A 25,924-nucleotide genomic window follows, 5' to 3' on the forward strand; every position below is an offset into this window, starting at 1 on the left:
TGGTTAGCCCCGCTGCTGGACGGTGGCGAGGTTGTCCTGGTTTTCGGCGAACTGCTCCACCCAGTGCTCCGGCCTGGTGTGCCGGGTGACCTGGCCGTTCGGATTGCCCCGCGAGTCCCCGGCGCGGGCGATGTACAACTCCGGCCGCTCGATACGCACCCGGTGCTGGGAGGCGCGGAAGCACGGCTGCCCGGCCTCGAACACCAGCCACGTCTCGCCCTCCGCGATGTGCTCCTCGCGGAAGCGGCGGCCCGACGTCTTCGCCGCATGCAGCATCTCGGGCGGCAGGCCCTCGACGCGGGTCCGCCACCCGTTGAGGTAGTGGGGGCATTCGGCTTCGACGCACGTCCCCTTGCGGAAGTGCGTCGCAGCCGGGGCGTTGATCTCGAAGGTCTGGTAGGAGGTGACGGGCAGAAGGTGACGCTCCGCCGACCGGTTCAAGTCGCGCATCAGAAGACAACCCCCGTGTCGTTGCGGTTCACCGTCACGGCGAACACGGCGTTGGAGAACGTGCCGGTGGTGACGACCCGCAGGTAGCGCTCGACGGTCTGACCGCGGGCGGTCTCAATGCGCTGGCTGGTGATGCCCGTCGCCGCGGTGAAGGCGCCTCCGGTCACGTCAGCGAAGGCGTCCCCGGCCCCGTTGTCCGAGGACTCCTGCAACTTGACGGTGACGCTGGTACCCGTGAAGCTGAAAACATGCAGGTAGGCCTGTAGTCCGAAGGCTGTCGATCCAGTGCCGAAGTCGACACTCGATCCGTTGGTGGCCGTGGTGTCGGTGCGCTTGCCCGCCGTCATCGACGTGCCCCACTCGAGGCCGTAGCCGTTGGCCTGCGACTGCACGGTGAACGTGAACGCCCCGTCGTCAGCGCGGGTCCCGTCATAGTTGATCTGCTTCGAGACCAGGCAGGCCGACTGGCCGCCCAGGGCAGTGCCGCGGAAGTAGCTGACGATCACGTCGGTGGTGGGGAGCAGCGACAGGCGGTCGTGCGCCCGGTCGGTCGCCGGGTTGAAGAACGCCGTGTAGTCGATGTGTCCGTCGCGGACCAGGCCGATCCGCTCCATTGCCGACTTGTCGATGCCGGTCACGTCTTGGACAGCAGGGCCGCCGGCGATCGAGTTGACCGCGCCGATGTCGCCGGAGACGTCATAGCCCGCCACGTACAGGTTGTCCCCAAGTCCTGACTGCTTGGCCATCAGGGAGCCTCCGTCCATAGGTCGTTGACGATGAGCGGAAGCGTGATCGTGAACACCCGGAACTCGATGCCGTCGACGGTGATGTAGCCGCCGATCGCTTCCAGGCCAGGGCCGTCCGAACCGATCAGATCTACCTGGCGCACAAGGCCACCAAGGGTGAAGTCGGCCGCGTAGGCACCCATCAGCGCGTCGACTGCATCGAGCATCGCCACGTCGATGTCATCTGCCGGCTCGGCCTGCATCGACTCGAAGACCCGCACGCTGAACGTGACCCGCGCCGAGACGGAGTCGAGTCCGGATGATCGGACGCTGCCGATCCGGTCGGCGAAGATCGCACAGTGCAAGCCGTTGCCTGGGGCGTTCTTCGGTTCGTGTGCGTTGACCTGCTCAAACTTGCCGAGGCTCATGGCGTGGGTGACGACGGCGTCAATGATGTTGCGGGTGGCGAGGGTCATCGCAGGAGCCCCCTCGCCTGATAGCGGTTGAGGAGCTGGATCGCGATGCGGTTCGCGTCACGGTCGACGATCGGCTTGACGCGTCGGAAGGTGGCGTAGCCGCGGAAGCGTGTGACAGGCGCGTTGCGGGAGCCGGTGCCCTCGAGCCACGGCCCGTAGATGACGCCCTGGTCGGTGACTTCGTAGCCCCCCCGGTTCCGGCGGACGGTGATGCGGAGCCGGTAGTACGGGGTCTGCTTCTTCAACACCTGGTTCAGGCGTGTCTTGACGAGCTTCTCGCCGTGCTCGGCGACGGCGTAGTTGAGGGCGTCGCTGTACTGGGATGCGGCGCGCTGGAAGCGGCCGTCCCTGAATGGGCCGGTGCGGGTGGCGTTGACGCGTATCTGGAAGTCGGGCATCACACGCCCCGCAGTCTGGCTTTGCGGCCGTGGGAGTCGTACACCTGGTCTCGGAGTACCGAGATGGCGCTGGTGTCGCGGGCCCGCTCGCCCGTGCTTTCCCCGCTGCGCTTCACCCTGGAGTAGCCGGACTGCTCGGACGTCAGCGTGCTGATCGCCTGGCCCACGACGAGGGTGCGCACCGGGCCGGGCGGGTCCCAGCGGTAGACGTCGGCCCCACTGGAGTGGGTGGCCGCTGTGGTGCCGAGTGCGGCGCGGGTGACGGTGAGGGTGCGCAGGGCGTTGATTCCGGCGCCGATGCTGTGGGCGGCGATGACGCTGCCGTCCCAGGCACGCTTCACAGTGAGCGCGGTCGGTGACTTGTCGACAATGAGCATCCGCTCCGAGTCGATGAGAATGACCTCGTCGACAGAAAAGCCGGTGGATACACCGGTCAGGGTCACGTCGGCGTTGCTGGCGGTCAGGGCGACGGTGAGGTCGACGAACGTGTCCTTCATCAGCCGCTCGGTCACGAGCATCCGTTCGGAGTCGACACGCAGGAGGGAGCCGACGCCGATCCCTGGGGCGGTGGCTACGTCGATGCTGGTCGCGCTGGCTGTGATGCCGCCGTCGAGGTCGGCGACCTGCGTCTCGTCGTTGCGGTAGCCGAACAGGCCGGAGATGGAGATGCTGCGCTGGTGCGTGTCGCCGCCGCCGAACGCCGAGCTCGAACTGAGGTCGATCTCTACCCTGTTGTACGGCGGTCCGTACTCGTTGGGCTCGAGGAAGTAGTCAGTCGACGCGATGACTTCCCCGCCGGCGGAGAGGGCGGTGACGGAGATGAGCTCGTTGGCGTCGAGCCAGAGCCGCCACGGACGCGCGTGCTGCCCGTTGGGCCAGTCGAACAGGCGGGTTGCGACCTCGGGGTAGAACCGCCTGTGACACAGCGCCTCGACGCTGCGTGAGGCGGCCTCGAGGGCGCGGTCTATCTGCCTGTTCGCGCGGGCCGTCTCCTTGAAGTCGAGTGCTTCCTTGACTTCCTCGCGGGTCGCATACAGCACGCCCATCTCCGTTCACCTCCCTTCCGTTGCTCGCTGTTGGTGGTCAGTTGTCAGGCGATGCGTCCGTCTTCTCGCCATCCGTCGAACGGGCAGAAGAGCTTCCCGTCTGGCCCTTCTTGGAGCGGCTCGCCGTCCTGGGGGCACGCTTCGGGGCGGCGGTTTCGCTCGGCTCGGTACTCGTCGGAGGCTTCTCGGAGGATGGAGAGGAGCTGGTCCCAGCTGATGGCTGGTCACCTCCCTCTACCTGCTTCTTGAGCGCGGCGTATTCCTCTTCGCTCAGCTCCTTGTCGAAGTGCAGGACGCGATCTGGGGCCGGTGCCGCCTCGGCGGGGGTGGATTCAGCGGCACCGGCTGTCTCGGGGGCGTGGGCGTTGGACGCCCCGCCATGGCGAGTGATCTTCGGCATGGTTTCTCCCTGCTCGATGGAGTCGACCGAGCGGCAGTGCGGGCAGCACGCAGCGCCCACCGCATAGACGGTGGTGCAGCCCGTGCACACCCGCGCCGCCATGTCAGGCCGCCACCAGCGTCGCGCCGTCGGTCAGCGGCACCCACGTGCAGTAGACCGTCATGGCCCCGTCCACGTTGGTCCCGGCGGAGTCGATCTCAACAGTGCCGGTCGACACCACGGCCTGGGCAGGCGGACCATTCCGCGTAAACGCGGCACTGTCCGGCTCCCATCCGATGACGGTCCCAGCCAAGGTGTCCGCGGTGCCCAGGTCGCCCGCGACGATCGTCGCGGTGTCACCGGTCGTCGGGTTGGCCTGGATGGTGACGGTGTTCGCCACGGTGATCGCCGTGGTCACCTTCGCCCACAGTGCGGTGATCAGAACCTCGCCACCAGCGATAGTGAACAGGCTCGGCGTGACATCCTCGTCGAGGGTGCCGGTGGCCTTGGAGACCGGGGTGCTACCGAGCAGCAGCGTGCGCAGCTGGGAGCCCTGGATGATGGCAGTCATGAGTCAGCCCCCTCAGACCAGAGCCGCGAGGTTCTCAGGCGCACGCTGCACCTTGAGGTCGTGCAGGATCGCAACGACAGTGCCGGTCGACGTGGACGCGACCTTGACGTGCGTGTGACCGTCCGGCAGCTCAGCCTCGTTGATCGTGAAGACCGAGCAGTCGTGCCCGGCGGTGCCAGCGTTGACGACCGTCGACGCGGCGGCCTGCGTCTCCGCCGACCACGCGCCACCAGTGCCGGTGCTGTCGTAGAAGTGGTCGACGGTGGCGAGCACCGCCGAGCCGGAGCCGCCTGCACTGGCTGCGGACGTCACGGTGAACGTGTCGCCGGCGGCGAGGTGGCAGACGAAGCTGACAGCGGCGGCGTCCTTGAGGGGGACGTACACGTCGTCGGCGACAGCGACGACGTTGAAGACCCTTCCGAGTCCATCCATGGTTCTTGCCTTCCTGACGGGGGGTTAATGCCGTTTCGGATCGGCCCGGCCGGGGGCGTTACTGCCCGACCGGGCTGGCACCGGATTAGGCCCGGTCCGCGATCTCGACGAACGGGGACAGGGTCGGTCCGCCGTTGGCGGGGGTGATGGGGGACTTGAGCCACGGCTTGCCGTCGACGCGCTGGATGATCCGGAACGCCGTCTGGTCGTTGCCGAACTTCCAGTCCGTCGAGCTGGACGCGGTCATGGTCTGACGGTCGCCGACCAAGTAGTAGGACAGGTCGACGAACGCGAGGTCACTGCGGTCGCCGAGACGTCCGGCCTTCTCGCTGACGATGAGCGGGCGGCCGAAGATGGTCATCGGCGCAGGGCCGGCGACGTTGGTGAGCATGACCGGGCCGCCGCCCGTGCCGACGGAGAGGGCCATGGTGAACAGCTCCGGGATGGCTTCCGGGGAGCAGATCCAGATGCCGCGCGCGAGCGACGCCGGGAGCATCCTGCTGTACATCTTGATGACGTTCTCGACGACGACCGTGTCCGCGGGCTGGCCGGTCTCCTTGGCGACGGCGACACCGGCGCTGTTGTCTGCGCCGAGGAAGCCGAGGGGCTCGCCGACGCCGGAGCCGGACATGAACGCGACGTCCTCGAAGAACGCCAGGGCCTGCGGCCACAGCGTCTCCACCAGGGCGGCGAAGGACACGATGGAGTCCTGGAGGAGTTCGTTCGGGACGACGCTGAGGCCGGTGAGCTTCTGCGCGTCGAGGGTGATCCGCCCGAACTTGGCCTCGGACTGGGTGAGGGCTGCGGACTCCTCACCCCAGTAGGCGATCATGCCGCCGTACACGGACCCGGCGTTGGTCGTCGAGTCGATCATCGGGAAGGGGACTCGAGGCGACTCCATCGGCACGACCGTCGCCCGGGATCGGACGACCGCCATCTCGAGGGCGATCTGCAGCAGCTGGGACCGCAGTGTTTCGGGGACGAGGAACCCGCCGTCCGCCGGGACGATCGAGGAGTACTCGTTGCGCAGGCGGTGCATCTTGGCCTGCAGGTCTGCGTTGTTGTTGAGGTGCCAGGCGGCGTGGATGAACTCGCCGGCGGAGGCGAACTCGTTGTCGAGGCGCGCGCCGGGGGCCTTGGCGTTGTGGGCGGTGGCCTGCTTGTGCGAGGTGAGCATGTTCGTCGGCCGGGTTTGCGGGTCGAGGTTGAGCCGCTTGATGCCGTCGCGGCTGCCGTCCTGGCCGTTCTCGATGAGCATGTCCCTCAGGCCGCGCTGCACGCCCTCGTCGATCTGGCGCTGCAGGTCGGTGCCGTCGCCCTGCTGCTGCTTGGCGTAGCGGTTGATGAACTCGGCGAGGGCGTCGGGGCTGGCGACGACGGGGGCGATGCGGCCGGGGTCGCCGAGCATTTCGGCGAGTTCGTCGGCGTTCTTCGGGACGGGTACGTCCTTCGGCGCTACGGTCTGCGCGGTGTTGAAGGTGCGGCCGAGCATGTCCGGGTGGATGCCCATGGCGGACAGGCGTGCTCGCTGCCCTCGGGTGATGGTCTTCACTTGGATGCCTCCCTAAGGCTGGCGGTCACGTCGTCCCATGACGGCGTGGTCAAGAGTTGGGCTGTGAGTGCGGCCCACGGATCGGGCTCGGGGGTGGGTTCTGGCGTGGCCTCGGCGGTCACCGGCGCGGCGTGGTCTTCGTCGTCGCCGCCCCCGCCGTCCTTGAGGTGGGCCCGCAGGTGGGCTTCTACGCCCGCCCGCTCCGCTTCCGGGATGTCAGCCGACGCGAGGCGTGCGAGCCCGTTGCGGACCGCAGCCATGTTCGCGGGGCCGCCTTCCTTGCGGTGGTGGGGGAACTTGTAGGTGGACTTGGCATTCGGGTCGCCGTCTGGATCACGCCAGGCGTGGCAGTAGTGCAGCGTTCCCGACTCGTTGGGCATGCCGGCGACCGCACCCGGGCCGTCCCAGTCGCTGGTCTCGGTGGCGGTGTGGTGTACGCCTGAGGCGGTGTCGACGGGCGCGGGCTCCAGCGGCGCGGTGTTGACCAGCGGTGCGGGGGCGTGTTCGCGTCCGGCGTGCTTGAACACCGTCAGGTCCCAGCGGGCCGCCACGGGCTCGGGGGCGGGGGCCTGCTCCTGGCGGGCGGGGGCTTCGACTTCGTCGGCCAACCCGGCAGCTACGGCTTCCTCGGCGTTGAACCAGGTCTCCGCCTGCATGCGCTCGCGCCACTCTTCAGTGGTGCCACCTGCGCGTTCGGCGTAGATGGAGGCGATGTTGTCGGACTGCCGGTCCAGTAGTTCGGCCATCTGTCGCATGTCGGCGGCGTCGCCGAGGCACAGCCCGCTGCCTTCGTGGATCATCATTTGGGATCCGGTCTGCATGATGATCCGGTCCCCGGCCTGCGCGATCACGCTCGCGATGGAAGCGGCGAGCGAAGACACGCGGACGGTCACGTTGGCGGGGTGGGTGCGCAGCGCGTTGTAGATCGCTATGCCCTCGAAGATCTCCCCGCCCGGGCTGTTCAAATTGACGGTGATCTCGGTGGCGGTGATGGCGGACAGTTCACGCTGGAACTCTGCGGCCATGACGCCCCAGTAGCCGATCTCGTCGTAGATGTCGACGACGACCGGGCCCCCCGCAAGGTTGCTGATCTTGTACCACTGGCGGTCAGGCTGGATGGTGGCGGCCGGACGCCCACCGGCCGCCACCCCCTCCACGCGTTCCTGACGGCGCCCCGCCGCAAGGAACGCCTGCCGCGCGCCAGCGGACAGACTCTGGTTGATGAGGTAGTCCTTCGGTACGGGGCCGATGGCCTGCAGGCCGAACTCGGAAACACGTCGCGTCACGATTCGTCTCCCTTGCTGACCCGGCGCTTGACGACCGTGCAGCGGCACTCGTTACCGAACTCCGCACCCGTGCAGTGGATGTAGCCCGAGCCGCCCGGATAGTCCTTGTAAGCGGCAGCCCGGTTCCGGTACAGCTGCCCGTCGTTGTCCCGACACGGATCACAGGTGTCGTCGTCATCCTTGGAGACCGCGACCCACCGCATCGCGTTCTCGAGGTCGCCGCCGTCACCGCCATCAGCCGAAGCAAGGAGCGTTGACCCGGCGGGCAGCCAAGCGGCCGGCTGCGGCACGGGGGCAAGGGCCGCCGGTCCTCCGTGCCGCATGTCAGGGAGACCCACCGCCGAGAGGATGTCGTCGGGATCCCAGCCCGCACGCCGGAGCGCCTCAGCCGCGTTCGCACGGGCCGTGAGCTGTGTCGCCTCGGTCTCGGCATCCGGTGGGACTGGGTCCTCGTAGTCAAACTCCAGCCCCGCCGCCGTAGATCCGAACAGCGGCAGCAGGTCGTTGTTCAGTGCGCCCTTGATGCGCTCCAGTCGCGGGACGGTCAGCATCTCCGCGAACCACGCCTTCGACGCTTCGGCGGTCGCCCGGTTGACGTCGTCGATGTCGCCGACCGCGAACTTGGGCATGCCGAACGCGCCGCGGATCTCATCCTTGCTGACGCCCCGCAGCTCAACGAACTGCATGTCGCGCTGGCTGATGGTGCGGTCAACCCACTGCATGCCCGACTCGAGGACGGCGACCCGGTGCGCGTTGGCCACGCCCTTGTGCTGCTCGCCCCAGCGGGTGCGGAGCTCGTCGAACTCGGGGTCGTCGAGACGGCGGTCGACGGAGATGATGCCGCCCGGCTCGGCGCTGTTGGCGAAGAAGTTCTTGTTCCACTCGGCAGCGTACCGGCTCGAGTCGAGGTCGGTGAGGATGGACTGCACCGGGCCCATGCCGCGGTACGGGTCCAGCGGGTTCGGCATCCGCAGGAAGATGACGTCCTCGATACGGAGCGCGATCTCCTGCCCGTCCGGGCTGGTGTACATGTAGCCGGCGAGGAACGTCTCGGGGTCCGGCACGGGCCGTATGCGGTCGGGGCGGACGGGCCACATCTCCAGCGGTATCGGTGAGCGCGCATCGCGGGCGATGACCCACCAGCCTTCGCCAGTCAGGTCGACGTGTTGCTGTGTCGCCTCGACGAACTCCTGCCGCGGCATGAACTGGTTGGGCTTGTTCCACAGGTCGAGCGCTGCGTGCGCGGTGACCTCGACGCGGTCTTCGTCACGGCCTGACTTGGCCTTGCGCCACAGCTTCCAGTCGACCTGTGATGTGGCGTTCGATGTTCGGTGGACGATGGAGAAGAGGGTGCCGACGGATCCCATGGCCTGCATTTGGGCGACGGCGTCACGCCGGTTGCCGAACAGGCCGTGGGCGTGGGACTGGGCGCGGGAGGCGAAGGGGACCGGGGTGGCTGTTGCCCGGTTGAGGAGGGCGCCGAGGAGGGTTCTGGCCACTCGCCCTCCCGTCATGTGCTAGTCGCCGTGGAGCCGCCAGTTGATGGCGAGTGTGGCGAGTCCCGCTGTGATCCACCCGGCAGGCGCATAGATCATGTTGGCACCTACTGACAAGAGAATAGCCGCATTCAAGTCAAGAATGGTAGGCATGACTGTCTGCAATCTGTTGACCCACCTGCGGACTGGCACTTTCCGCGTAGCCATGATCTCGTCACCCCTCGCCGCTGGCACTTGTAAGAACCCTACAAGCCTGCTCGGTTACAGCCACCGCAGCCGAGGCCGCGACCCCAGGTCACGCTCCGCGACCATGTACCGCATGCTGTCCATCCCGTGATCGTTTTCTTTCACGGGCGTCTCCTTCGGCGCCTTGCCCGCCTTCTGATCCCACACGTAGCCGACGATCTCCTCCTCCGTGCACGTCGGCCGCTTCGCATCCACCAGCTCCGGATCCCGCTCAACCAGCGCACCCCGCACCAGGAACAGGCGCGGCTTGCCATCCGCCGCCGGACGGAGCCGGGCCTGCACCGCCTGAATGCCGTCCGTCACCGACTTGCGTGCCGCACTGGTGCCCAGCCCCAGCTCCCGCTCCAGCACCGCCCGCCCTTCGGCGTCGTGGTCGCAGATGATGGCCCGCGGCTTCGGTTCCCTCCACTCCCCCGTGTGGCGGGTGACCTGCCGCAGAATGTCCTTCGCGTGCTGGTCGACGGTGCGCCTGGTGCGGTAGATCTCCCGGTAGAGGAACAGCCGGCCGTCCGGATCCTCCGCCCACCACTGGATGACCTGAGGGTTGGTGAACCCGAAGTCGACAGACCACCAGCGCGTCCACGACTCGGGGATGGGGAACGGGTCTACGAGGTGCACGGTCGGCTCGAAGTCCTCGTAGATGAGTCCTTCGGCGGCGACCCACAGGCCGCGGCGCAGGCGCTGGTAGCGGACGCCGGTGAGGGCGTCGAGCTTGCCGATGTAGTCCCGGCCGCGCTCCGTGATCTGCCCGTCCCGGAAGAGGATCGGGTTGTCTTCGTGACGGCAGTTCAGCATCAGCGTCTTGCCGCCGTCGCAGCGCCGCTTGAGCCAGTGGTGGGGGACGTCCGGGTTGCAGTCGGCCATCAGCTGCTGGAAGGAGATGCGGCCGTTACGCAGCCGGGTGGTGATCGCTTCCCAGTCCGTCTCCGTCAGCTCGGTGGCTTCCTGAACGTAGGCGACGTCGTACTCGGACGACATGATCCGGCTGGCCTTGTCCATGCCACCCACGACGATCACGCTGCCGTTGGCGTACCGGTACTGCGGCGACTCCTGCGGACTACCGCCGTACCAGCGGACGATCCCCGCATCGAGAGCTTCCTTCGCCACCCACTCCCGCCACGTCACGAGGGCGGTGGAGCCGAGGGACGCAAGGGTCTTGCGGATGACGATGCCCCGCATACCGGGGTTGAGGAGCGCCAGGAGGTGCAGCTTCTCCATCAGGGCCCGGGACTTGCCCGTTCCTGCGGGGCCTGAGAGCAGGATCTCCGCCTCGCGGCGCCCAAAGGCTTCCAGTGCCGTTCCGTGCGGCTGGTAGGCGTGCTCCAGCTGCCCGGTGGTCACGTGAGTTTGCCCATGTCGACGCCGACGATCTCGTACTTCACGCCGCCCGACACCTGTGTCTTGACCGGCTCGTCGAGGCCGAGGAGCTTGCGCCTGCTCTCGCCGTTGCGGCGCCTCGACTCTTCGATCTTCAGTAGCCGGTCGACGGCCTGAAGGACAGGCACGTCGTCCTCGAGGGGCTCATCCCCGACGTAGATCACCTTGCCGTTGTTGACGGTGATGTGCTTCCGCTCCAGCACGGCGCGCACGGATTCCTCGAGCGCGTTGAGGCGCACCAGTTCGGCGTCGAGGCGGGCCAGCTCCATCTTGCGGAGCTCATCGCCGGCCTCCTGCACGGTCTCTTTGAGGACGCGTTGCACGGCGCGGCGGGCGGTGCCCCGGTCTGTGAAGCCGAGTTCGGTGGCGATGGCTGGGAAGGAGAGGCCCCGTTCGCGGAGGCGTGCGGCTTCGGCGTCGCGTTCGGCGGTGTCGCGGGTGCGGATGAATCTGCCTTGGGCGGCGCGTGCGTTATGGGGGTCGGGGTTGGTCATCGTGCCTCCTTCCTGTGGACAGGATGACACGGAGGGTACGTAAGTGGCCCGCCTCCCGTGGTATGGGATGGCGGGCCAGAGTGGGCCAATGAGACGGGCTAGTCCTTCGGGGGCCGCATGATCCAGACCTTGTCGGCCCCTACCGCGTCTGCCGCATCCTCGATGGGGTCGCGGTGCGTCCACTCGGGGAGCGGAGCAACGGCGATCTCCTCGCCATGGATGCGCTCAGCTTCAACCAGCCATGCGTACAGGTCGCTTCGGTCCAGGCCGGTCGGGGGCTTGAGGTCGGCGAGGAACGGGTGCTGCTCGATCAAGGCGGGCGCGCAGGCGTCGGCGACCTTGCCGAGCTGATGGGTGTACACGTCCTGCCCGGTCATGTGGCGCAGCAGGTCGTAGACGCCGTCGACGTGGCGGCGGGACAGGAGCTTGTCAGTCGTGACGCTGAGTACGTCGGCCAGGGGAACGGAGCAGGTCTCGGTCATGCGGGTCATCCTCTCGCGGATGGCTAGTCGTCGTCGGTGGTCTGTTGGCTTGAGCAGCCGGGGTAGTGGCCGCAGGCGTTGCAGCAGGTGCCGCAGTCGCAGTACATGGCGCTCCGGTCAGTCGTCGGGGTCGGTGTCGTCTTCGGGTTCGGCGTAGCGGTCGTTCCAGTAGGCGTCGTCGAGGGCGGCCTCTTCGGCGGGGGTCAGGTCCCAACGCGGGAGGGGTGCGACCTGCTCGGTGAAGTTGGTCTAGGCGGCCTCCGTATAGGTGGCGGCGAGGAGGTGGCGGGTGGCCTTGTAGGTGCGGAGGGCTTCGTAGAGGGCGGGGTCGATGGGGCCGACGACGTTGACGTGGATCCATTTGCCGGTGGTGCGGTGCTGCGCCCACACCCGGACCGGCGAGGCTCCGTCGTTGGCCGCTCGGTACGCCTTGGCGACATGCCGGCCGAACCAGGACTTCTGTCCGTCGGGGAGGTCGCCGCCGCCGATGCGGTCGAGGAAGTCGCCGGTCCGGATGAGGTGGCCGAGGTCGACGTGGAGGGCGACGATGCCGGAGAGGGTGCGGTAGGCGAGGGCCTTGATCGTGTGGCGGGCGGCTCGGTGGCTGCGGGTGATGCTGCGGACCGTGGCGTTCATCGGGTTCCCCTCCGTCGTGCGCTTACCTTGTACCCACAAGGTTACGCATAACCGTGTACCCACACAAGGGGTTGCGCAAAGGAATCCCTGTGGGAACATGAGTCCATGACCGATGACGCCAGCGACCACACCTACGCAACCCGCTTCCGCATCCCCAAGCGCATGTGGAACGCCTACGGCCGCGTCGCCGACCGCCTCGGCACCGACCGCACCGCCGACCTCGTCGACCACGTCCGCGCCACCATCAGGAAGCACGGCGACGAGCGAGACCACGCCGACCTCACAGCCGCCGAAGCCGAGTTGGCAGAGCGCCGCTCACGCAAGGGCGGACGACCCCCCAAGACCTAACCCCGCCCGTTCCTCCCCCACCAAACCCCTGCGCCCGGCAGACTGCCGTCATGGGGGTTTCGTACATGGTCCGCGGCCAGACCCGCGACGAATGCCAGGCCGCGCTCGACCGCCTGTGCCGGCTGCTCGGAGCGACGCCGACCAACCCGCCGACGGACAGGGTCGGGCCTGGCTGGGTCGCACGGGCGCAAGCAGCGGCCCCCGCCAACGAGGGCGAGGGCCGCGGGTAGAGCGGGCTACTGGCTGGTGGTGCTCTTGCCCCACCACTTGTTGTGGTTGTGGACGTGCTGCTCGTTGTGGATGTGCGTGCCCGCGCTCCTGAGCGTTGAGGTGATGCGGGCGACGATGAGCGCGCCGACAATCCAGGCGACTACGGTTCCGGCCGCGGCTGCCGCGTTGAACAGCTGGCCCGCGCCGATGAGGAGCTGCCCGCCACCCCAGCCGACACCGGCGGCGAGGATGCCGCCGCACCCCATGCGCTGCGCCATCGGGTCGAGGAGCGGCTGGGGGGTGAGGTCGCGCGGCTGGGGCGCGATCTGGGGCTGCAGGAGGCGGGCGTCGATGGCGACGGACACGTTCGGGTTGTCGGCGGACTGGACGTAGGCGACGCGGCGTTCGCCGTACAGCTCCACCTGCGCGGGCTGGACGAGGGGGGCAGACCAGCCGGGCATGGTATGCCGCTGCCCGGCCTGCTGGGGCGGGCTGTACGGCTCAGGCATCGACACGGGGGCTCCTACAGGTAGGTGATGGAGCGGATGACGTTGCTGATCCGCTTGAGGGGCAGGGTGATGATCAGGTCGGCTATGCCGATGCCGACAATGCCGAGGATGATCACGGCGGCCGGGACGGTGTTGGTGGGGTCGGACAGCTCGACGAAGATCCGCACGGCGAACACCGCGGCAAGGATGTGGGTCATCTTGATCAAGCCGTCGAGGAGATCGGCGAGTTGTCGTTTCGCGGTGTTCACGGGGCCTCCGGGCCTGTGCTGTTCGGTGGGCTGTTCCATGGCTGTTCGGTGGGCTGTTCCTCGCGCGCGCCTTAGGGATCTAGAGCGGCGCTGTTCGCTGTGCCGCACAGCCCTGTTCGGCTGTTCATGCTGATCGCAGGGCTGTGCGGTCTTGTTCGGTGGCTGTTCCGTGACGTAGAGCTGGCTGTTCGGTGCTGTTTGTGCAGGTCAGGCGTGTGCGGGGACGTTGATGCGGTAGATGCCAGCCTCGTCGGTCGTGGAGAGCAGCCCCTCGGTCTCGAGGCGACGGAACTCCTTGCGGACCCAGCTGGCGGACTTGCCGATGCGGCCGAGCTCGGGCGTGATGTCCTTCGGTCCGAAGGTCAACTGCCCTCGGTCGACGAACTCGTTGAGGACCTGCTCCAGCTCCTCGAGCGCCTGCTCGCGGCTCTTCGTCTCGGGCGGGGCACTGGCGAGCGGGATGTCCATGCCGCCCGGGACCGGAGGCAGCGGCTTGTCGATGTCGACGTGCAGGTCCGCGTACTCCGGGTCCGTCTGATGCAGCGCCATGTCGTCGGCGTCCAGGCCCTCTTCGCCCGCCGGTTCGGCGACGGGCTGGGCGGCCTGGCTGATGGACGTGTACCGCTTGCGACCTGCATAGGCCTGGCCTGCGGCCTGCTCGGTCACCGGGCCAAGGCCCTTGAAGCGGACACTGCTGTACGCGGCGATGACCTGGGTTGCGTAGTCCTTGTCGAGCAGGTAGGTGCGCACGGGGGTGGCGAAACGGTCCTCGGGGATGCCGGGGCCTTCGAGGTAGCAGTAGCCGGGCTTGAGGTTCTTCCACTGCTCGGGCCGGGCGCCGGCGTCGATCGTGTCGTCGGACAGGACGAACCCGGCGTCGACGGAGCTGTTGACGCCGAATGCTGCGCCGCCTGCGATGTTGGCGCGCACGTCGGTGTCCATGACGGTGTGTGATGAGCGCTGGAGGGAGAAGACGAGGGAGCCGCCGGCGGACCGGATTTCCTGGATGGTCGGCAGGAGGTCTTCGCCTTCGCGGAACAGCTTGGCGACTTCCTCGCACCAGATGATCAGGTACGGCATGTTCAGCTTGGCCCCGGCTTCGGGGGTCCACTGGTCGTAGCCGTGTTTGCCCAGTTCATTGGCCCGTGCGGTGATCATGGCGGGTAGTGAGGAGATCACGGCACGGCATTCGGCCATGGTGAACGCGGCCCAGTCGATGCCGCCGAGGATCGGGCCGAACGTCTGGACGCCCTTGGACGGGTCCATCGCGATGATGGCGACGTCGCGCCGGGTCATCAGGTCCGTGAGCGAGACGCGGCCGCCCTGGGACTTGCCCGCGCCGGTCATGCCCATGAGCTGCCAGTTCCCGGCGTTGCGTCCGGCCTCCTCGTCTCCTGAGAACCACATCCCGGCTGCCGGGCCGTCCTCGTAGATGCCGATGGGGATGGGGGCGTCGCCGATGCTGCCGCCGGGTGCGGAGGGTCCGGGCCACGGGGTGGGCGTCTTGAGCATGTCCTCGGGGATCACCACGTACTGGCCGCGACCCGCATCCTCCGGGTCGCGCTCCCAGCGGACCGCGTTCTCCGGCACGCCGAGGACACCGGCCAGGCCCTTGGCGGCTTTGGCTGCGTCGTCGTGGGTCTGCTTCCCGCGGTCCAACTCCACGGGCACGGTGACCTTGTTCGGCTCGGCCTTGATGCCCTTCGCCTGCGCGCGGGCGAGTCCGATCTTCGCCAGGAGCCCCTTCTCCTCACTGTTCTCGCTGGTCGCAGCCTGGTCGGGGCTGGTGCGCATGACCATCTTCACCGCCCACAACAGGGCGATCGTCGGCCCGCCCATGAGCCATGAGTTGACCGCCAGCTCGTGCGTGGGGCCTCCGATCGCCGCAGCGGCGAACCAGCCGGTGGCCGCGGCGGCGGTGGCGGTGGCCTGCACCAGGCGCTGCATCTTCATGCGGGCCTCGATCCCGGCCCACAGCGTGGTGCCCGTGACGCCGACAGCGGCCAGGGTGAGGAACGCTGAGGCCACGGACGACCCGCCCCACTGCCAGTGCGCGGCCAGCGCGACCGGCCACTCGGCCAGCCACACCGCGAACGGCGGGACAAACGGGATCGCCTTCGACGCCAGGAACGAAGTGAGACCATTCCTACTGGTCGGTGCCGGTTCGATCTCCGGCTGCTGCTTCTTGACCATGACGTCACATCCCGAAGTTCATGTTGCGCCGGGGCTGCTGCTTGGGGCCGCCGTAGGCGTTGAGTTCGGGCGCGTACTCGCGCATGAACGCCGGCCACGTGCGGGCGGAGTGCGCGGACGCGGCCTGGGCGGCGTTCGCTGCCCGCTTGAGGCTGCGGGCGACCCGGTGCGCGCGGGCGATGGCCTGCCCGCGTCCCTGACCGGGTGCTACCGGCACCTCACGCAGCACGAGACGGAGGGTCTGCTCGGCGTAGGCGAAGTCCATGGCGGCCTGACGCATGGCGCGCCTGCCTCGCTCGGCGAACTCGCGGATGTGGCCGGCGGACAGGAACTCGGCGTCGCCGATCGGGGACTGCCGCGAGAACTGCCCGGCGGCGCCACCGTCGCCGGTTCCGCCCTTGTTGATGTGGACGTGGTACTCGCGGGTCTTGCTGCGGTTGCTGGTGCGGGTCTTGTTGTTGGTGACCTTCTCCCGGCGGGCCCGGTCCCGGTCCCTCGGCGAGGACTGCTGTACGCGGGGCTGTTGAGGACCGGCCGTGCGGGCGCGGCCATTGGCGAAGTTGGCGTCGTTCAGCAACCCGCCGGTGGCGGGGTCGACGCGGATCGGTCCGCGAGGTGTGCCGTTGGTGGCCATGAGTTACTCCTGGTCGGTGCGCGCGGCCATGCGCCGCGGTGGCGGGTTAACTGGCGGGCTTGAGGGCGGCACGCTTCACGCGGCGGCCGTAGGAGGCGTCGGTCCCGAGCTTCTTGCCGATGTCGGTCCCGGACAGTTCCGGGTTCTCGGCGAGCCACTCGCGGGCGGTACTGACGCTCTCCTCGAAGGAGCGGGCGGGGGCCTTCGTCCGGGTACGCGCCGCCGGGACTCGCCGGGTGCGCCGTACCGGGACCGGCGGGGTCTTCGGTACGGCGGGGAGTTCCGGGCGGCGCGCCGTCTCGACGGCTACCGGTCCCGCCTCGTGGGAGGTCTCCGGGACCGGGACTCGCTCCACCTCCGGTCCCGCCTCGACGGGCTCCTCGCCTGCCGGTTCGTCGGCCAGTACCGCGAGCGCGTGCACCCGCCAGATGACGAGCGGGACCAGCAGCGAGACGGCGGCCACGAGCGGGACCGAAACCTTGACGACGTGCGCCTCGAGCATGTGCGCCGAGACTTGCGCGATGCCCATCAGGAGTAGCGACAGGGCGATGTCCCGGCCGCGGGACCGGCGGATGGCGGCGATGACGTACACGTCGAGTGCGACGGGCAGCAGTACCGCCACCGGTACCGGCGCGCCGATGGTGCGGGCGAGGTGGTACTCGGCGGATGCGGTGAACCCGACGCCGGCCAGGAGGCTAATGGCAACGAGGGGGTCGCGGCCTGTGCCGGCCACTACGACCACCCCCTGCGGTACCGCCGCGTCGGGCGGGCGAGGCACCAGCCGATCGTGACAAGCAGCGCGACAGTGAGGACGGCGCCGCCAGCTGGTGCGGTGAGCACCCAGCCGACTGCGGCGATCCCGGCGGTCACGATCTGCGGGCAGGTGAGGATGAGGGCGATGCCGAGGACCCAGGCCAGTACGGCAGCGGGCCGCATGTGGTGGGTGCGCATGAGCGTGGTCCTCTCGGAGGTCAGGCGGCGGCGAGCTCGGTGAGGAGCTGCGTGCCGTGCTGCGCGTCGTGGGCGGCGATGAGGGCCTCGACGCGGTGCAGGTCGAGCTCGTCTCCGAGGGCGAGGGCGATCTCGTAGCGGGTGGCGAGGTTGAGCCCGGCCTCGTAGGCGTCGAGGTCGGCGTTGGAGACGAGGCGAAGAGCCTTGATGCGGGACATGGGCGTGCCTTTCCGATGGTCATGCGGACGGATGGGGAGCCGTGCCGGGCGGCTGGGGGATGTACCGCCCGACACGGCGGTCAGGGGGTTAGCGGCGGCGCAGTTGCCGGTCGAGGTTGGCGCGCACGTCGGCGGCGGCCTCGTAGTCGCTGCGGCAGGCGGCGACGGTCGCGGGGGTGGTGGCGATGTTGGAGGCGCGCACACGACGCAGTGCCTCGCTGGCGTCCGGGTCGGAGTCGACCATGCGGACGGTGCGCGACGGCGCACAGGTAAGCTCTTGATCAGCCATCGGGGATCCTCTCGAGATCCTGGTGGTTAGGCCCTGGCCAGCGGTGGAGTCGCTGCGCCCAGGGCCGTCTTCGTTTGTGGGTGCCGGTGGAGTCGGCAAGGTGATGCCTTCCGGGGTGGAGTCCCGTCCGGCTTCAACACCCATATTGAAGACGCGGCGCGCGGATGTCAACGCCCCATTGAAGACTGGCGTGTTGCCGCCTACCCTTGGCCCATGACCGACCCCCTGACCGGCGCTCTCGAGGACGCCACCGCCCAAGTCGCAGCCGTCGCCGATCCGGTCGAGCGCTTCCGAGCCGCCCGCGAGAGGCGAGCAGCGATCACCCAGGCGGACCGCGAACTCACAGAGATCGAGAAGGCCGTCGTATGGGAGCTGTACGAAGGTCGCACCTGGGCAGAGGTCGGAAAGATCCTCGGCTTCAGCGGATCCCGAGCCGAGGCCATTGCACGCGGAAGATGACCGGGTCGTCGTCATGTCTTCGAGCCTCGCCGCGCCCGGCTTACCGGGCCATGAGCCGCCGATGCAGTGGCAGTGCAGTCCCAGTGCAACCGCAGTGCAGTACGCCAGCATTCGACCGGCTGGAGCCTGACATTGGACGTCATCGGCAAGTGGACAGGACGTGCAGCGAGCCAGCTGCAGGGCGCGCTCCGCATGACGAATCAGGCATTCGCCGCCCGGCTCGGGGTCGCGGAACGCACGGTCGCTGGCTGGCACAGCAGGCCCGACGTGATCCCGCGGCCGGACATGCAGGCGGCGTTGGACACGCTGTACGGGAGGGCTGATGCGTCGGTGAGGTTGAGGTTCATGGAGTCCCTGCGTCCCGCCCCGTCCGTCACGGCGCAGGCTTTGCGGGTCGCGATAGCAGTGGTGCGCCGCGGGGGCGAGGTGCTGCTCGTCTGCCGCCGCGGCGACGCGAGCCTGTCGTGGCAGTTCCCCGCCGGGATGGTGAAGCCAGGCCGGACGCCCGCCGTGGTCGCGGTCGAGGAAACCCACGCCGAGACCGGAGTCCGATGCGCCGTCCGCCGACACCTCGGCACCCGCATCCACCCCGTGACCGGCGTGGTCGCCGACTACCAGCTCGCCGAATACCTGATGGGCGAGGCAACCAACCGGGACGACCGCGAGAACGACGCCGTCGCCTGGGTGCCGATCACCCAACTACCGAAGTTCATCCCGCTCGAACAGATCTATCCGCCCATCGTGGCCGCACTGGAGGACGCATGACCGAGACCGACCAGCCCATCTCCATGGCGATCATTACCGACGGCGGGCGGGTGCTGATGATCCGACGCAGGCAGCGGGAGGGGAAGCTGTCGTGGGCGTTCCCGGGCGGCGGCATCGAGCCCGGCGAGACGGCGGAGCAGGCCGCGGTGCGGGAGACGCTCGAGGAAGTGGGGCTCGAGGTCAAGGCGATCAAGACGCTGGGTGCGCGGATCCATCCGGACACTGGCCGGCACATGACCTACGTCGCGTGCGAGATGGTTGGCGGTGAGGCGCACGTCGCAGACGACGAAGAGCTCGCCGAGGTCGCCTGGCTCGAGCACAGGCAGGTCCCCGAGCATGTGCCGTGGGGGCTATACCTACCGGTGCAGGCCCACTTGGACGAGACGCTCCCGCACTGACCCTGGACGCACGAATGCCCCCGCCGCCGGTTGATTACCGGGGCGGGGGCGTCGTCGTTCGCGGCTGGCTCCTTGGTGCGGTGGTGCGGTCGGTGTTCTGCGGTCAGGCGGCGGGCGGCCGGGGCTGGTCGTCGGGGTCCGCCTCGCTGCTCACGAGGTGTTCCAGTTGTCGAGCGCCCAGACGAAAGCGCGAACCAAGCCGAGGACGACCGCGCCGATTCCCCAGACGACGGCCACGCCGGGCCAGCCGCCGACGTCGTAGTAGGCGCCAGCCGAGACGGCGGCGACGAACACGACTGCGGTGATCGCGGCGGTGCACCGGGCGGCAAGTCGCTTGGCGTTCACGGCTGCTCCTGCGGGTCGTCGGGGCAGGGGGTGCCGGCGGGTTCGGGGAAGATGCGCAGCGCGTCCTCGACGCGGCTGCATGTGACGCTGACAGCGTCGCTCCAGCCGGACGGCTCGTGCTCGGCCTCGTACTCGGCCAGCTCGGTTCGCCGTTCTGCGACGACCTTCCGGACGCGCTCGATCTGCCCGCGCGCTTCGGCCAGTTCCTCCCGCATCTGCTGCTGTTCCTGGTCGTAGGCGTCGCGGTCGCCTGTCGCGTGGCGGAGTGCGTCGCGGGTTTCGGCCAGCCTGCGGATCGCGGGGACGGCGAGCACGGCATCGGCTGCCAGGTGGACGTTGGTCTCGTCGAGGAGCGTCTCGTCGTCGCCGAGCCGGACCGACTTGATCGCCGCCGCGATCTGGTCCCGTAGCTGCGACGCGGGGGCGGGGGTGTCTGCGGCCACGGCTGCGGTGTACGCCTCGCAGTCATCCCAGGTGTGGCCCGGGTCGCCGCAGTGAGCGCAGGCAGAGTCGGACTCGATGGCCGTTGTGGCGTGCAGCCGCGCGAAGAACTCGGGCGCCACGTACTGCGGGTCCGGCTCGGCCTGCCCGTCCGCTCCGGGTCCTTCGAGCTTCGCCTTCCGCTCGGGCGCGGGGGTGGTCTTGCAGCAGCCGCACTTCGGCGGGCAGGGGCATTCGCCGTCGTAGCCCTCGGGGTGGACGCAGGTGGGCGGTTCGCCGCAGGTGACGGCTGCCGGGTCGTCCGACATCCGGTCGGTAGGCGGCGCTTCGAACGGGGTCTTACGGCAGCAGGGCATGACGCCGGAGCCGTTGGGCGGGCATGCGTGGATGGTCTCGGTCATCGCGGGTTCTCCTCGGTGGTCGTGTGGCAGGGGCAGGCGCAGGGTCGGCCGGTGAACTTGTGCGACAACCTGCAGCGTTGGTGCATGCGGTCGCGCCATGCCCGGAGCTCCGTCGCCCGGTCGGGGTGTGCGATGGCGGCGCCTTCGAGGAGGCGGGCGGTTTCGCAGGCGGTGGACAGGTAGCTGCGCGGGGGCAGGAGGGCGAGCAGGTCGGCGGGGAGCTGCTCGCGGGTGGAGCCGGGCGGGTTGTCGATGGCGTCGAGGACCGCGTCGGCGACGGCCTGGCGCACGGACAGGTCCAGCCATGCGCCGGACGCGTGGACCGCGGCGTCGACGGCGGCGACGGCCAGGGCGCGGCGGCGGTCGGGTGTCGGCTCAGGCATCGGAGGCTCCGGCGTTGTCGTTCCAGCCGGGCTTGGTGGGGATGGTTCCGTTGGCGTGGCCTGCGATGTGGTCGACCATCGTTTCGGCGGTGAGCGGCTGGCCGCAGCCGAAGCAGGGCTCACTGTCCGGCTCCTCGTGGGTCGCTTCCTCGGCGCGGACTTGGGCGAGGGCTGCCGTGTACGGCATGCCGGTCTCGGCCTGGAGGGCGCGGGCTTTCTTCTGCGCGGTGGACTTCTTCTTCTTGGTCATTTCGGTTCCTATCGGGTCGAGTTGGTCACGGTCAGTGGATTGGCGGCGCTGTACGCCTCGCTGACGCTCCGGGGCTCAGGGCTCCCGCTCCCCGCCGGATGGCTACGAGGCGCTTACGCGGGCACTGAGGGCCCTTCACGGCCCCGCTGCGGTCGCTGAGTCCGGCGCAGGCTGAGCGTCGAGGGCTGCCTCGGCCTTCTCGGCGCGCAGGCACTGCGCCATCAACTTGGCGTGGCAGCCGTGGTGCGCGAGAGCGTCGGCTGCGGTGGATTCCATTGCGCGTGTCATCGCTTCGGCGCGCTTCTCGGCGCGCTCCAGCCGCTCGTACAGGGCGTCGAGTTCGTCGTCGGTGATCGTCGATGCGGTCTTGCGGGTCACGTCTGCCTCCGCCGTGCTCGGTCGGTGGTGGGTTTGCCGCTGGCGTCCAGGAGCCCGTCGGCTTGGGCGAGGAGCCGCATGGCGCGGGCCACAACGTCGGCGGGCTTCTGGCCCTGGTAGCGGCGCAGCAGGCGGGTCGTCGCCTCGTCGAGGCGCACCGTCCACGCGGGGGCGGTCACGTCTCGTCCTCGACCGTGTACGTGGTCGTCTCGCGAACGACGCGCCAGCGAACCGGCTCACCGTCGGCAGCCCAGTTCTTCGCGGCGGCACGGCGGGCGGCCAGCGCGTCGAGGGCGATCTGCCGGTGCTGGGTGGGACTTCCGGCGGGCATCCACTGACCGCCGTCGTGGATCTCAACGCGGAACCGCTGCTCCGTCGGGTGCGCCTCGGTGACGGACTGGTCCGACCAGTTCATGTCGCAGCGGCCGAGCACATCCCGCGCCGCCTTCCGGTGCCGGTCGCGGACGGCTTCATCGAGCTGGTCCCACGGGGCGGTGCTACGGCCGCTGAGGACCTCCGCTCCGGCGAGGGCGCGGGCGAGGTCATCGACGCTCAAGCCGATCGGCTGGGCGGGTGTCTGGGTCATCAGGTGTCTCCTCGGTAGGCTCGGGCCAGGCCCGCCCCCGCTAAGCCCGGGGGCGGGCCGCTTGCGTCACGGGGCAGGGGTGGCGGGGCGGGGGTCTTCACCGGCGGCAGTGGCGATCAGCACGTCGCCGTGGCACGGGAGTTCGCGGAGGCACCAGCACATGACGTCTCGTCCGGCGAGCTCGGCCCGGATGACGGCAAGCATCTTGGGCTGGTCGGCGATCCACTCGGCGTACCGGTAGACCGCGGCCTCATGGGCTGCGTACCGCGTGTCGGCCGCAACCCATCGCTTCTCCGCGGGCGGGGTGGGCTGGCGGGCGCCTTCGGTCCACGACGCGGCCCAGCCTTGCGGTGTCTGGACGACGGCCCACGGGTTGCCCCAGCGGGTGCCGCGGCCGACGTACTTGGCTTCGGCAGGTGCGCGCCAGCCGAAGGTGCGGCGGCGCTGGATACGGATGGGGCCGCCGTTGGCTGCGCGGCGCGCATTCTGTTCGGCTCGCAGTTCGATGGCGGCCGGGCATGTGCATCCGCAGTCGCACCCGTTAGGGCAGATGCAGCGGCAGCGGGTGGCAGTGGTCTCGGGCATCAGGTCTCCTCGGTTGGGTTGGGTTAGTCGGCGTTGGTCATGCGGCGGTCGTAGTCGTCGCATTCGCAGGGGCAGTTGTGCGAGCGGCCACAGGGGCACGGTTCGCAGCAGTAGTGCTGGCGGCAGTCCGGGCAGTTGGAGCGGTTGCAGTCTTCGCAGCGGTCCATCAGGTCTCCTCGGGTCGGGCGGGCTAGGTGGGGGTTTGGGGTTGGCGGTGCATCAAGCAGCGGGACAGGCAGGGGTGGAGGTCAGTGGGCCTGCTGCACCCAGTGAGTGCGGCGCCTGGCGAGGGATCCGCTGCGGTCGCTGCGGTCCGAGGCGCGGCAACCGTCATCGCAGTAGGCGGCGTCGGAGCGCTTGCGGAGCCGACGGTGCGGTCCGCCGCTTACGCCGCATGGGGTGTCCTTGGTGCAGTCCGGGCACCAGTCGATGGGGTCGATGAAGTCGCCGCACCATGCGCAGTGGCGGGTGCCGTCGCCATGGATGACAGCGGTCTCGGCTTGGCGGGTGGCGTAGCGGTTACGCACGTCGGGTCTCCTTGCGGCAGTCGGTGCACGGCTTCGGTGTGGGGCCGGTGGCGGCGGTACCGCACGGCCAGACGCCGGGGCGGGTCATGCGGGGTCCCGGCGGGCGGCGTGCTTGTGGGCGCGGTTGACGGCGGCCTGCTCGTGGAGCAGGGCGGACAGGTGCCGGTCGAGGAAGTCGGCCGCGGCGGGCTCCGGCGGCACGGTCCGGCCGGGGACGATGCCCCAGCCGCAGGTCCAGACGGCGTGGCAGTTGGGGCAGCGGTAGCCGCAGACGATGCCGGTGTCGCCGTCGCGTATCGCCGCGGCAGGGATCACGTCGTACTGGCCGCAGCGTTCGCAGGCGTCGGCGTAGGCGCGGTTGTGGTCGGTCACGACTCCTCCATGGGGAGCTCGCCCTGGCTGCCGGTGCGTGCGGCTTCGATGGCGGAGCAGCGGCGGCAGGGCTCGGCGAAGTGGATCGAGGCGGAGCCCATGGCCCAGGCCTTCTGGAACTTGACGTGGTCGGCGAGGGTGCCGTGCTCGGCCATGTCGTCGATGGCCTCGTCGGTCATCAGCGGTTCGTCGAGCGGGACATGGCAGCCGCAGGGGCAACCGGCCTCGCCGCCGATGCCGAGCGCTGCGGTGTGGGCCCAGCACGCGTGGTGCTTGTGCTGGCGACAGGCGGGGCAGATCGTCGTCTTCTCGCCGAACGCGACGACGACCTTGCCGGGGCGCAGTTCGGAGTTCTGGGGTCGGTAGCCGCGGCTGCGGCCAGCTCCTCGGGTCATGCCGCACCCCATCCGCTTCCGGCGTGAGGGTCGTACCGGACCCATGGCCAGTCCGCGCCCTGCTTGATCTGCACGGGCCAGCTGCGCTCTTCACGCGGGCCGCGCCAGGAGACGACGTTCATGAGTCGCTCCTTCTTGGCCATCTCGTCGTCGGCGAGGCGGATGCCGTAGCCGAACTCGGGCCAGCGCATCCACAGCGACGAGCCGAGCGGGCGGAGGGCGCGCTGGTTGCTGAAGCCGTTCTGGTGGGGGGCGTGGGCTTCCATCCACACGGCGCAGCCGGAGGTGGCGCGGGCTTCGTCGATGACGACGGACACCTTGCGCGCCAGCTCCTCGGAGTTCGGGTCCCCGGCGTGGAGCCGGTAGATAGGGCCGATGACCATGAAGTCGGGCTGGATCTTCTCGACCTTGCGCATGACGAACGACCGGTCTGCGGGGCGGGTGAGGTCGAGGCCTTCGGGGCGGCACAGGATGCGCAGCCGGTTGGGGTCGTAGGCGCCGCGGGTGTGGCGTTGGGCGAGCTGGCGGAGCGGGCGGTAGTGGCGGGCGGATGCGAACTGGCCGTTCTCGCAGTCGAAGACGAGGACGGTGCCGGGGCCGGTCTCGATGGGGGCGTGCGTGAAGGGGTGGATGCCGGCGGAGATGCACACGGCCATCTGGCGGGAGAGGACGGATTTGCCTGCGCCTTCGGCTCCGGTGAAGACGATGCGGTCGCGGCGCTCGAGGAGTCCGGGGATGAGCCAGTCGTGGGTCTGCTCGACGGACAGGAACTCGTCGATGTTGGGGACGTGGTCGTCACTGCTGGCCATGCCGCGGTCGCGGATGTCGCGGAAGTCGGCGACGGCGCGCTCGACGAGGTCGGTGGCTTCTCCGGTTCCGGAGAGCGCTTCGTTGGTGAGGGCGGTGCTCTTCGCGGCGACGGCCCGGCGGAGGGCGAGGGCGAGGATGCGGTCGGCGTACCAGGGGGCCAGGGCCACAGTCGGTACGGCTTGGACGAGGTCGAAGACGTAGCTGCGTCCGCCGATGCGCTCGAGGCTGCCGGCCTGCTCGAGATAGTGGATGAGGGTGAGCTGGTCAACGGGTTCGCCGAGGGCGTGCATGGTGGCGATGGCGGTGAGGAGGGTCGCGTGCCGGGGCTGGTAGAAGTCCTCGGGGGCGAGGGTGTCGATGATGTGGCGGAGGACGTCGCGGTTGATCATGCAGCTGCCGAGGACGCTCATCTCGGCTTCGGGGTCGTGGGGTTGCATGCGGGTGATGGCGGCTACGTCGTTGGGGACGGTGTCCCAGAGGTCGTCTCCGGGCGGCGGGGTGTCGGTCATGTGCCGTACATCCATTCGTCGTGTGGGCTGGAGTTGGGGGGCGGGGTGGGGCGGCCGAGGCGTTGGGGTCTGCTGGTGTGAACGGGTGTTCCGTCGGCGGGCTTGGGCGGGAGTTCGCCCCAGCCGCGCATGAAGTACTTGGCGGAGTCGACGGCGGTGCGGTCGGCGGTGCGCCGGGCGTAGTCGACGAGTGCGGGTACGCCGCACTTGTTGATCAGCGCGAGGAGTGGGAACCACTGGTTGCCGGTGAAGGGCCAGCGGACGATGACGCCGCTGGCGGTCATGCTGTCGACGAGAGGGCGGGCTGCTTCCGGGATGCCGTAGTCGTCGCTGCCAGCCGCCCGCTCCGGCTCTCCCCCTGCTTGCTTGCTGGGAGTAGTTGGGGAGTGTGGGCCTGATTCCGGCCCACTAGCGATCCGTAGTGGGCCGGAATCCGGCCCACTAGCGGATTCCTCTTGATCCCGTAGTGGGCCTGATTCCGGCCCACTAGGTTCGGCTAGTGGGCCTAGATCCGGCCCACTAGAGGGATCTTGAAGGTGTCCTAGTGGGCCGGATTCCGGCCCACTAGAGACGGCGGGGCGGATGTAACCGACCGCTTTCGGGATGCCGTAGAGGGACGAGCGAGTACCGATTCCCTGCTCGATGATCTGTAGCTCGCCGGTCTCCGCGGCTGC

The 25,924-nt window shown here is 69.1% G+C and carries 42 protein-coding genes; 5 read left to right on the plus strand and 37 right to left on the minus strand.

Features of this window, described 5'->3' with window-relative positions; all coding sequences use genetic code 11:
* Positions 1-3 precede the first annotated feature (3 nt).
* From ACH492_RS22130 to ACH492_RS22200, 15 genes are all read right to left on the minus strand, one after another.
* The gene (locus ACH492_RS22130) at positions 4-450 is read right to left on the minus strand and encodes a hypothetical protein (RefSeq protein WP_398989051.1); all 447 of its coding nucleotides are present in this window, start codon (positions 448-450) and stop codon (positions 4-6) included.
* Entirely contained in the window at positions 450-1,196 is a 747-nt protein-coding gene (locus ACH492_RS22135; protein WP_398989053.1) for a hypothetical protein, read from the minus strand. The genes ACH492_RS22130 and ACH492_RS22135 overlap by 1 nt, the downstream gene beginning before the upstream one ends.
* On the minus strand, positions 1,196-1,651 hold the full coding sequence (locus tag ACH492_RS22140; RefSeq protein WP_398989055.1) for a hypothetical protein: 456 nt from the start codon (positions 1,649-1,651) through the stop codon (positions 1,196-1,198). The genes ACH492_RS22135 and ACH492_RS22140 overlap by 1 nt, the downstream gene beginning before the upstream one ends.
* On the minus strand, positions 1,648-2,049 hold the full coding sequence (locus ACH492_RS22145) for a hypothetical protein (RefSeq protein WP_398989057.1): 402 nt from the start codon (positions 2,047-2,049) through the stop codon (positions 1,648-1,650). Before ACH492_RS22145 ends, ACH492_RS22140 begins: the two co-directional genes overlap by 4 nt.
* A complete protein-coding gene (locus ACH492_RS22150; RefSeq protein WP_398989059.1) occupies positions 2,049-3,095 on the minus strand; it encodes a hypothetical protein in 1,047 nt (348 codons plus the stop codon). The genes ACH492_RS22145 and ACH492_RS22150 overlap by 1 nt, the downstream gene beginning before the upstream one ends.
* A gap of 37 nt (positions 3,096-3,132) precedes the next feature.
* Entirely contained in the window at positions 3,133-3,495 is a 363-nt protein-coding gene (locus tag ACH492_RS22155; RefSeq protein WP_398989061.1) for a hypothetical protein, read from the minus strand.
* A 103-nt stretch (positions 3,496-3,598) separates the two neighbouring features.
* Complete coding sequence (locus tag ACH492_RS22160; RefSeq protein ID WP_398989062.1) at positions 3,599-4,045, minus strand: hypothetical protein; 447 nt, start codon at positions 4,043-4,045, stop codon at positions 3,599-3,601.
* 12 nt (positions 4,046-4,057) lie between these two features.
* Positions 4,058-4,477, minus strand: a complete 420-nt coding sequence (locus ACH492_RS22165) for a hypothetical protein (RefSeq protein ID WP_398989064.1) — start codon at positions 4,475-4,477, stop codon at positions 4,058-4,060.
* 85 nt (positions 4,478-4,562) lie between these two features.
* Complete coding sequence (locus ACH492_RS22170; RefSeq protein ID WP_398989065.1) at positions 4,563-6,029, minus strand: phage major capsid protein; 1,467 nt, start codon at positions 6,027-6,029, stop codon at positions 4,563-4,565.
* The gene (locus ACH492_RS22175) at positions 6,026-7,315 is read right to left on the minus strand and encodes a head maturation protease, ClpP-related (protein WP_398989067.1); all 1,290 of its coding nucleotides are present in this window, start codon (positions 7,313-7,315) and stop codon (positions 6,026-6,028) included. The genes ACH492_RS22170 and ACH492_RS22175 overlap by 4 nt, the downstream gene beginning before the upstream one ends.
* The gene (locus ACH492_RS22180; protein WP_398989069.1) at positions 7,312-8,814 is read right to left on the minus strand and encodes a phage portal protein; all 1,503 of its coding nucleotides are present in this window, start codon (positions 8,812-8,814) and stop codon (positions 7,312-7,314) included. Before ACH492_RS22180 ends, ACH492_RS22175 begins: the two co-directional genes overlap by 4 nt.
* Positions 8,815-9,072: 258 nt before the next feature.
* Positions 9,073-10,398 (minus strand): phage terminase large subunit, encoded by a 1,326-nt coding sequence (locus ACH492_RS22185; RefSeq protein ID WP_398989071.1) that lies wholly within the window; start codon positions 10,396-10,398, stop codon positions 9,073-9,075.
* Complete coding sequence (locus tag ACH492_RS22190) at positions 10,395-10,928, minus strand: hypothetical protein (protein WP_398989073.1); 534 nt, start codon at positions 10,926-10,928, stop codon at positions 10,395-10,397. The genes ACH492_RS22185 and ACH492_RS22190 overlap by 4 nt, the downstream gene beginning before the upstream one ends.
* Positions 10,929-11,026: 98 nt before the next feature.
* Positions 11,027-11,410, minus strand: a complete 384-nt coding sequence (locus ACH492_RS22195; protein WP_398989075.1) for a hypothetical protein — start codon at positions 11,408-11,410, stop codon at positions 11,027-11,029.
* A 249-nt stretch (positions 11,411-11,659) separates the two neighbouring features.
* Complete coding sequence (locus tag ACH492_RS22200) at positions 11,660-12,046, minus strand: hypothetical protein (RefSeq protein WP_398989077.1); 387 nt, start codon at positions 12,044-12,046, stop codon at positions 11,660-11,662.
* A gap of 105 nt (positions 12,047-12,151) precedes the next feature.
* Between ACH492_RS22200 and ACH492_RS22205 the strand changes: the two genes are divergently transcribed.
* Both ACH492_RS22205 and ACH492_RS22210 read left to right on the plus strand, forming a co-directional pair.
* Positions 12,152-12,394 carry a hypothetical protein gene (locus ACH492_RS22205; RefSeq protein WP_398989079.1) on the plus strand — a complete coding sequence of 81 codons (243 nt, stop codon included), beginning with the start codon at positions 12,152-12,154 and terminating at the stop codon, positions 12,392-12,394.
* Between the two features lie 50 nt (positions 12,395-12,444).
* The gene (locus ACH492_RS22210) at positions 12,445-12,624 is read left to right on the plus strand and encodes a hypothetical protein (RefSeq protein ID WP_398989081.1); all 180 of its coding nucleotides are present in this window, start codon (positions 12,445-12,447) and stop codon (positions 12,622-12,624) included.
* Between the two features lie 6 nt (positions 12,625-12,630).
* Here ACH492_RS22210 and ACH492_RS22215 read toward each other — a convergent pair whose 3' ends face one another.
* From ACH492_RS22215 to ACH492_RS22250, 8 genes are all read right to left on the minus strand, one after another.
* Complete coding sequence (locus tag ACH492_RS22215) at positions 12,631-13,119, minus strand: hypothetical protein (RefSeq protein WP_398989083.1); 489 nt, start codon at positions 13,117-13,119, stop codon at positions 12,631-12,633.
* Positions 13,120-13,127: 8 nt separating this feature from the next.
* Positions 13,128-13,361 carry a hypothetical protein gene (locus tag ACH492_RS22220; RefSeq protein ID WP_398989085.1) on the minus strand — a complete coding sequence of 78 codons (234 nt, stop codon included), beginning with the start codon at positions 13,359-13,361 and terminating at the stop codon, positions 13,128-13,130.
* A 207-nt stretch (positions 13,362-13,568) separates the two neighbouring features.
* Complete coding sequence (locus ACH492_RS22225; RefSeq protein WP_398989087.1) at positions 13,569-15,554, minus strand: sporulation protein SsgA; 1,986 nt, start codon at positions 15,552-15,554, stop codon at positions 13,569-13,571.
* A 4-nt stretch (positions 15,555-15,558) separates the two neighbouring features.
* Complete coding sequence (gene traA, locus ACH492_RS22230) at positions 15,559-16,188, minus strand: plasmid transfer protein TraA (RefSeq protein ID WP_398989089.1); 630 nt, start codon at positions 16,186-16,188, stop codon at positions 15,559-15,561.
* Positions 16,189-16,234: 46 nt separating this feature from the next.
* A complete protein-coding gene (locus ACH492_RS22235; RefSeq protein WP_398989091.1) occupies positions 16,235-16,966 on the minus strand; it encodes a hypothetical protein in 732 nt (243 codons plus the stop codon).
* Positions 16,921-17,139: a hypothetical protein gene (locus ACH492_RS22240; RefSeq protein ID WP_398989093.1), complete on the minus strand. Its 219-nt coding sequence runs from the start codon at positions 17,137-17,139 to the stop codon at positions 16,921-16,923. The genes ACH492_RS22235 and ACH492_RS22240 overlap by 46 nt, the downstream gene beginning before the upstream one ends.
* A gap of 20 nt (positions 17,140-17,159) precedes the next feature.
* Positions 17,160-17,357 carry a hypothetical protein gene (locus ACH492_RS22245; RefSeq protein ID WP_398989095.1) on the minus strand — a complete coding sequence of 66 codons (198 nt, stop codon included), beginning with the start codon at positions 17,355-17,357 and terminating at the stop codon, positions 17,160-17,162.
* An 88-nt stretch (positions 17,358-17,445) separates the two neighbouring features.
* Positions 17,446-17,646 carry a hypothetical protein gene (locus tag ACH492_RS22250; protein WP_398989097.1) on the minus strand — a complete coding sequence of 67 codons (201 nt, stop codon included), beginning with the start codon at positions 17,644-17,646 and terminating at the stop codon, positions 17,446-17,448.
* Between the two features lie 213 nt (positions 17,647-17,859).
* Here ACH492_RS22250 and ACH492_RS22255 point away from each other — a divergent pair, with 213 nt between their 5' ends.
* The 3 genes from ACH492_RS22255 (at position 17,860) to ACH492_RS22265 (ending at position 19,268) form a co-directional block, all read left to right on the plus strand.
* Positions 17,860-18,105 (plus strand): hypothetical protein, encoded by a 246-nt coding sequence (locus ACH492_RS22255; protein WP_398989099.1) that lies wholly within the window; start codon positions 17,860-17,862, stop codon positions 18,103-18,105.
* A 132-nt stretch (positions 18,106-18,237) separates the two neighbouring features.
* Positions 18,238-18,870 carry an NUDIX hydrolase gene (locus ACH492_RS22260; RefSeq protein ID WP_398989221.1) on the plus strand — a complete coding sequence of 211 codons (633 nt, stop codon included), beginning with the start codon at positions 18,238-18,240 and terminating at the stop codon, positions 18,868-18,870.
* Complete coding sequence (locus ACH492_RS22265; protein WP_398989101.1) at positions 18,867-19,268, plus strand: NUDIX hydrolase; 402 nt, start codon at positions 18,867-18,869, stop codon at positions 19,266-19,268. Before ACH492_RS22260 ends, ACH492_RS22265 begins: the two co-directional genes overlap by 4 nt.
* A 150-nt stretch (positions 19,269-19,418) precedes the next feature.
* Here ACH492_RS22265 and ACH492_RS22270 read toward each other — a convergent pair whose 3' ends face one another.
* The 14 genes from ACH492_RS22270 to ACH492_RS22335 all read right to left on the minus strand — a co-directional run bounded on the left by ACH492_RS22270 (position 19,419) and on the right by ACH492_RS22335 (position 25,534).
* Positions 19,419-19,613, minus strand: coding sequence for a hypothetical protein (locus tag ACH492_RS22270; RefSeq protein WP_398989103.1), 195 nt, complete (start codon positions 19,611-19,613; stop codon positions 19,419-19,421).
* Complete coding sequence (locus ACH492_RS22275) at positions 19,610-20,455, minus strand: hypothetical protein (protein WP_398989105.1); 846 nt, start codon at positions 20,453-20,455, stop codon at positions 19,610-19,612. The genes ACH492_RS22270 and ACH492_RS22275 overlap by 4 nt, the downstream gene beginning before the upstream one ends.
* A complete protein-coding gene (locus tag ACH492_RS22280; protein ID WP_398989107.1) occupies positions 20,452-20,838 on the minus strand; it encodes a hypothetical protein in 387 nt (128 codons plus the stop codon). The genes ACH492_RS22275 and ACH492_RS22280 overlap by 4 nt, the downstream gene beginning before the upstream one ends.
* The gene (locus ACH492_RS22285; protein ID WP_398989109.1) at positions 20,831-21,088 is read right to left on the minus strand and encodes a hypothetical protein; all 258 of its coding nucleotides are present in this window, start codon (positions 21,086-21,088) and stop codon (positions 20,831-20,833) included. Before ACH492_RS22285 ends, ACH492_RS22280 begins: the two co-directional genes overlap by 8 nt.
* Positions 21,089-21,223: 135 nt before the next feature.
* On the minus strand, positions 21,224-21,466 hold the full coding sequence (locus ACH492_RS22290; RefSeq protein WP_398989111.1) for a hypothetical protein: 243 nt from the start codon (positions 21,464-21,466) through the stop codon (positions 21,224-21,226).
* Positions 21,463-21,645 (minus strand): hypothetical protein, encoded by a 183-nt coding sequence (locus ACH492_RS22295; RefSeq protein WP_398989113.1) that lies wholly within the window; start codon positions 21,643-21,645, stop codon positions 21,463-21,465. The genes ACH492_RS22290 and ACH492_RS22295 overlap by 4 nt, the downstream gene beginning before the upstream one ends.
* Entirely contained in the window at positions 21,642-22,052 is a 411-nt protein-coding gene (locus tag ACH492_RS22300; RefSeq protein WP_398989114.1) for a hypothetical protein, read from the minus strand. The genes ACH492_RS22295 and ACH492_RS22300 overlap by 4 nt, the downstream gene beginning before the upstream one ends.
* A 66-nt stretch (positions 22,053-22,118) precedes the next feature.
* Complete coding sequence (locus ACH492_RS22305) at positions 22,119-22,637, minus strand: DUF4326 domain-containing protein (RefSeq protein ID WP_398989116.1); 519 nt, start codon at positions 22,635-22,637, stop codon at positions 22,119-22,121.
* 23 nt (positions 22,638-22,660) lie between these two features.
* The gene (locus tag ACH492_RS22310; RefSeq protein ID WP_398989118.1) at positions 22,661-22,804 is read right to left on the minus strand and encodes a hypothetical protein; all 144 of its coding nucleotides are present in this window, start codon (positions 22,802-22,804) and stop codon (positions 22,661-22,663) included.
* Between the two features lie 81 nt (positions 22,805-22,885).
* Positions 22,886-23,164, minus strand: coding sequence for a hypothetical protein (locus tag ACH492_RS22315; protein ID WP_398989120.1), 279 nt, complete (start codon positions 23,162-23,164; stop codon positions 22,886-22,888).
* A gap of 84 nt (positions 23,165-23,248) precedes the next feature.
* Entirely contained in the window at positions 23,249-23,536 is a 288-nt protein-coding gene (locus ACH492_RS22320; protein ID WP_398989122.1) for a hypothetical protein, read from the minus strand.
* On the minus strand, positions 23,533-23,931 hold the full coding sequence (locus ACH492_RS22325) for a hypothetical protein (RefSeq protein ID WP_398989124.1): 399 nt from the start codon (positions 23,929-23,931) through the stop codon (positions 23,533-23,535). Before ACH492_RS22325 ends, ACH492_RS22320 begins: the two co-directional genes overlap by 4 nt.
* Positions 23,928-25,250: a DnaB-like helicase N-terminal domain-containing protein gene (locus ACH492_RS22330; protein ID WP_398989126.1), complete on the minus strand. Its 1,323-nt coding sequence runs from the start codon at positions 25,248-25,250 to the stop codon at positions 23,928-23,930. The genes ACH492_RS22325 and ACH492_RS22330 overlap by 4 nt, the downstream gene beginning before the upstream one ends.
* Positions 25,247-25,534, minus strand: coding sequence for a hypothetical protein (locus ACH492_RS22335; protein WP_398989128.1), 288 nt, complete (start codon positions 25,532-25,534; stop codon positions 25,247-25,249). The genes ACH492_RS22330 and ACH492_RS22335 overlap by 4 nt, the downstream gene beginning before the upstream one ends.
* Positions 25,535-25,924 lie beyond the last annotated feature (390 nt).

It is taken from the genome of Streptomyces sp. NPDC019443 (assembly GCF_044389785.1).
In the GTDB taxonomy this organism is placed as follows: domain Bacteria; phylum Actinomycetota; class Actinomycetes; order Streptomycetales; family Streptomycetaceae; genus Streptomyces.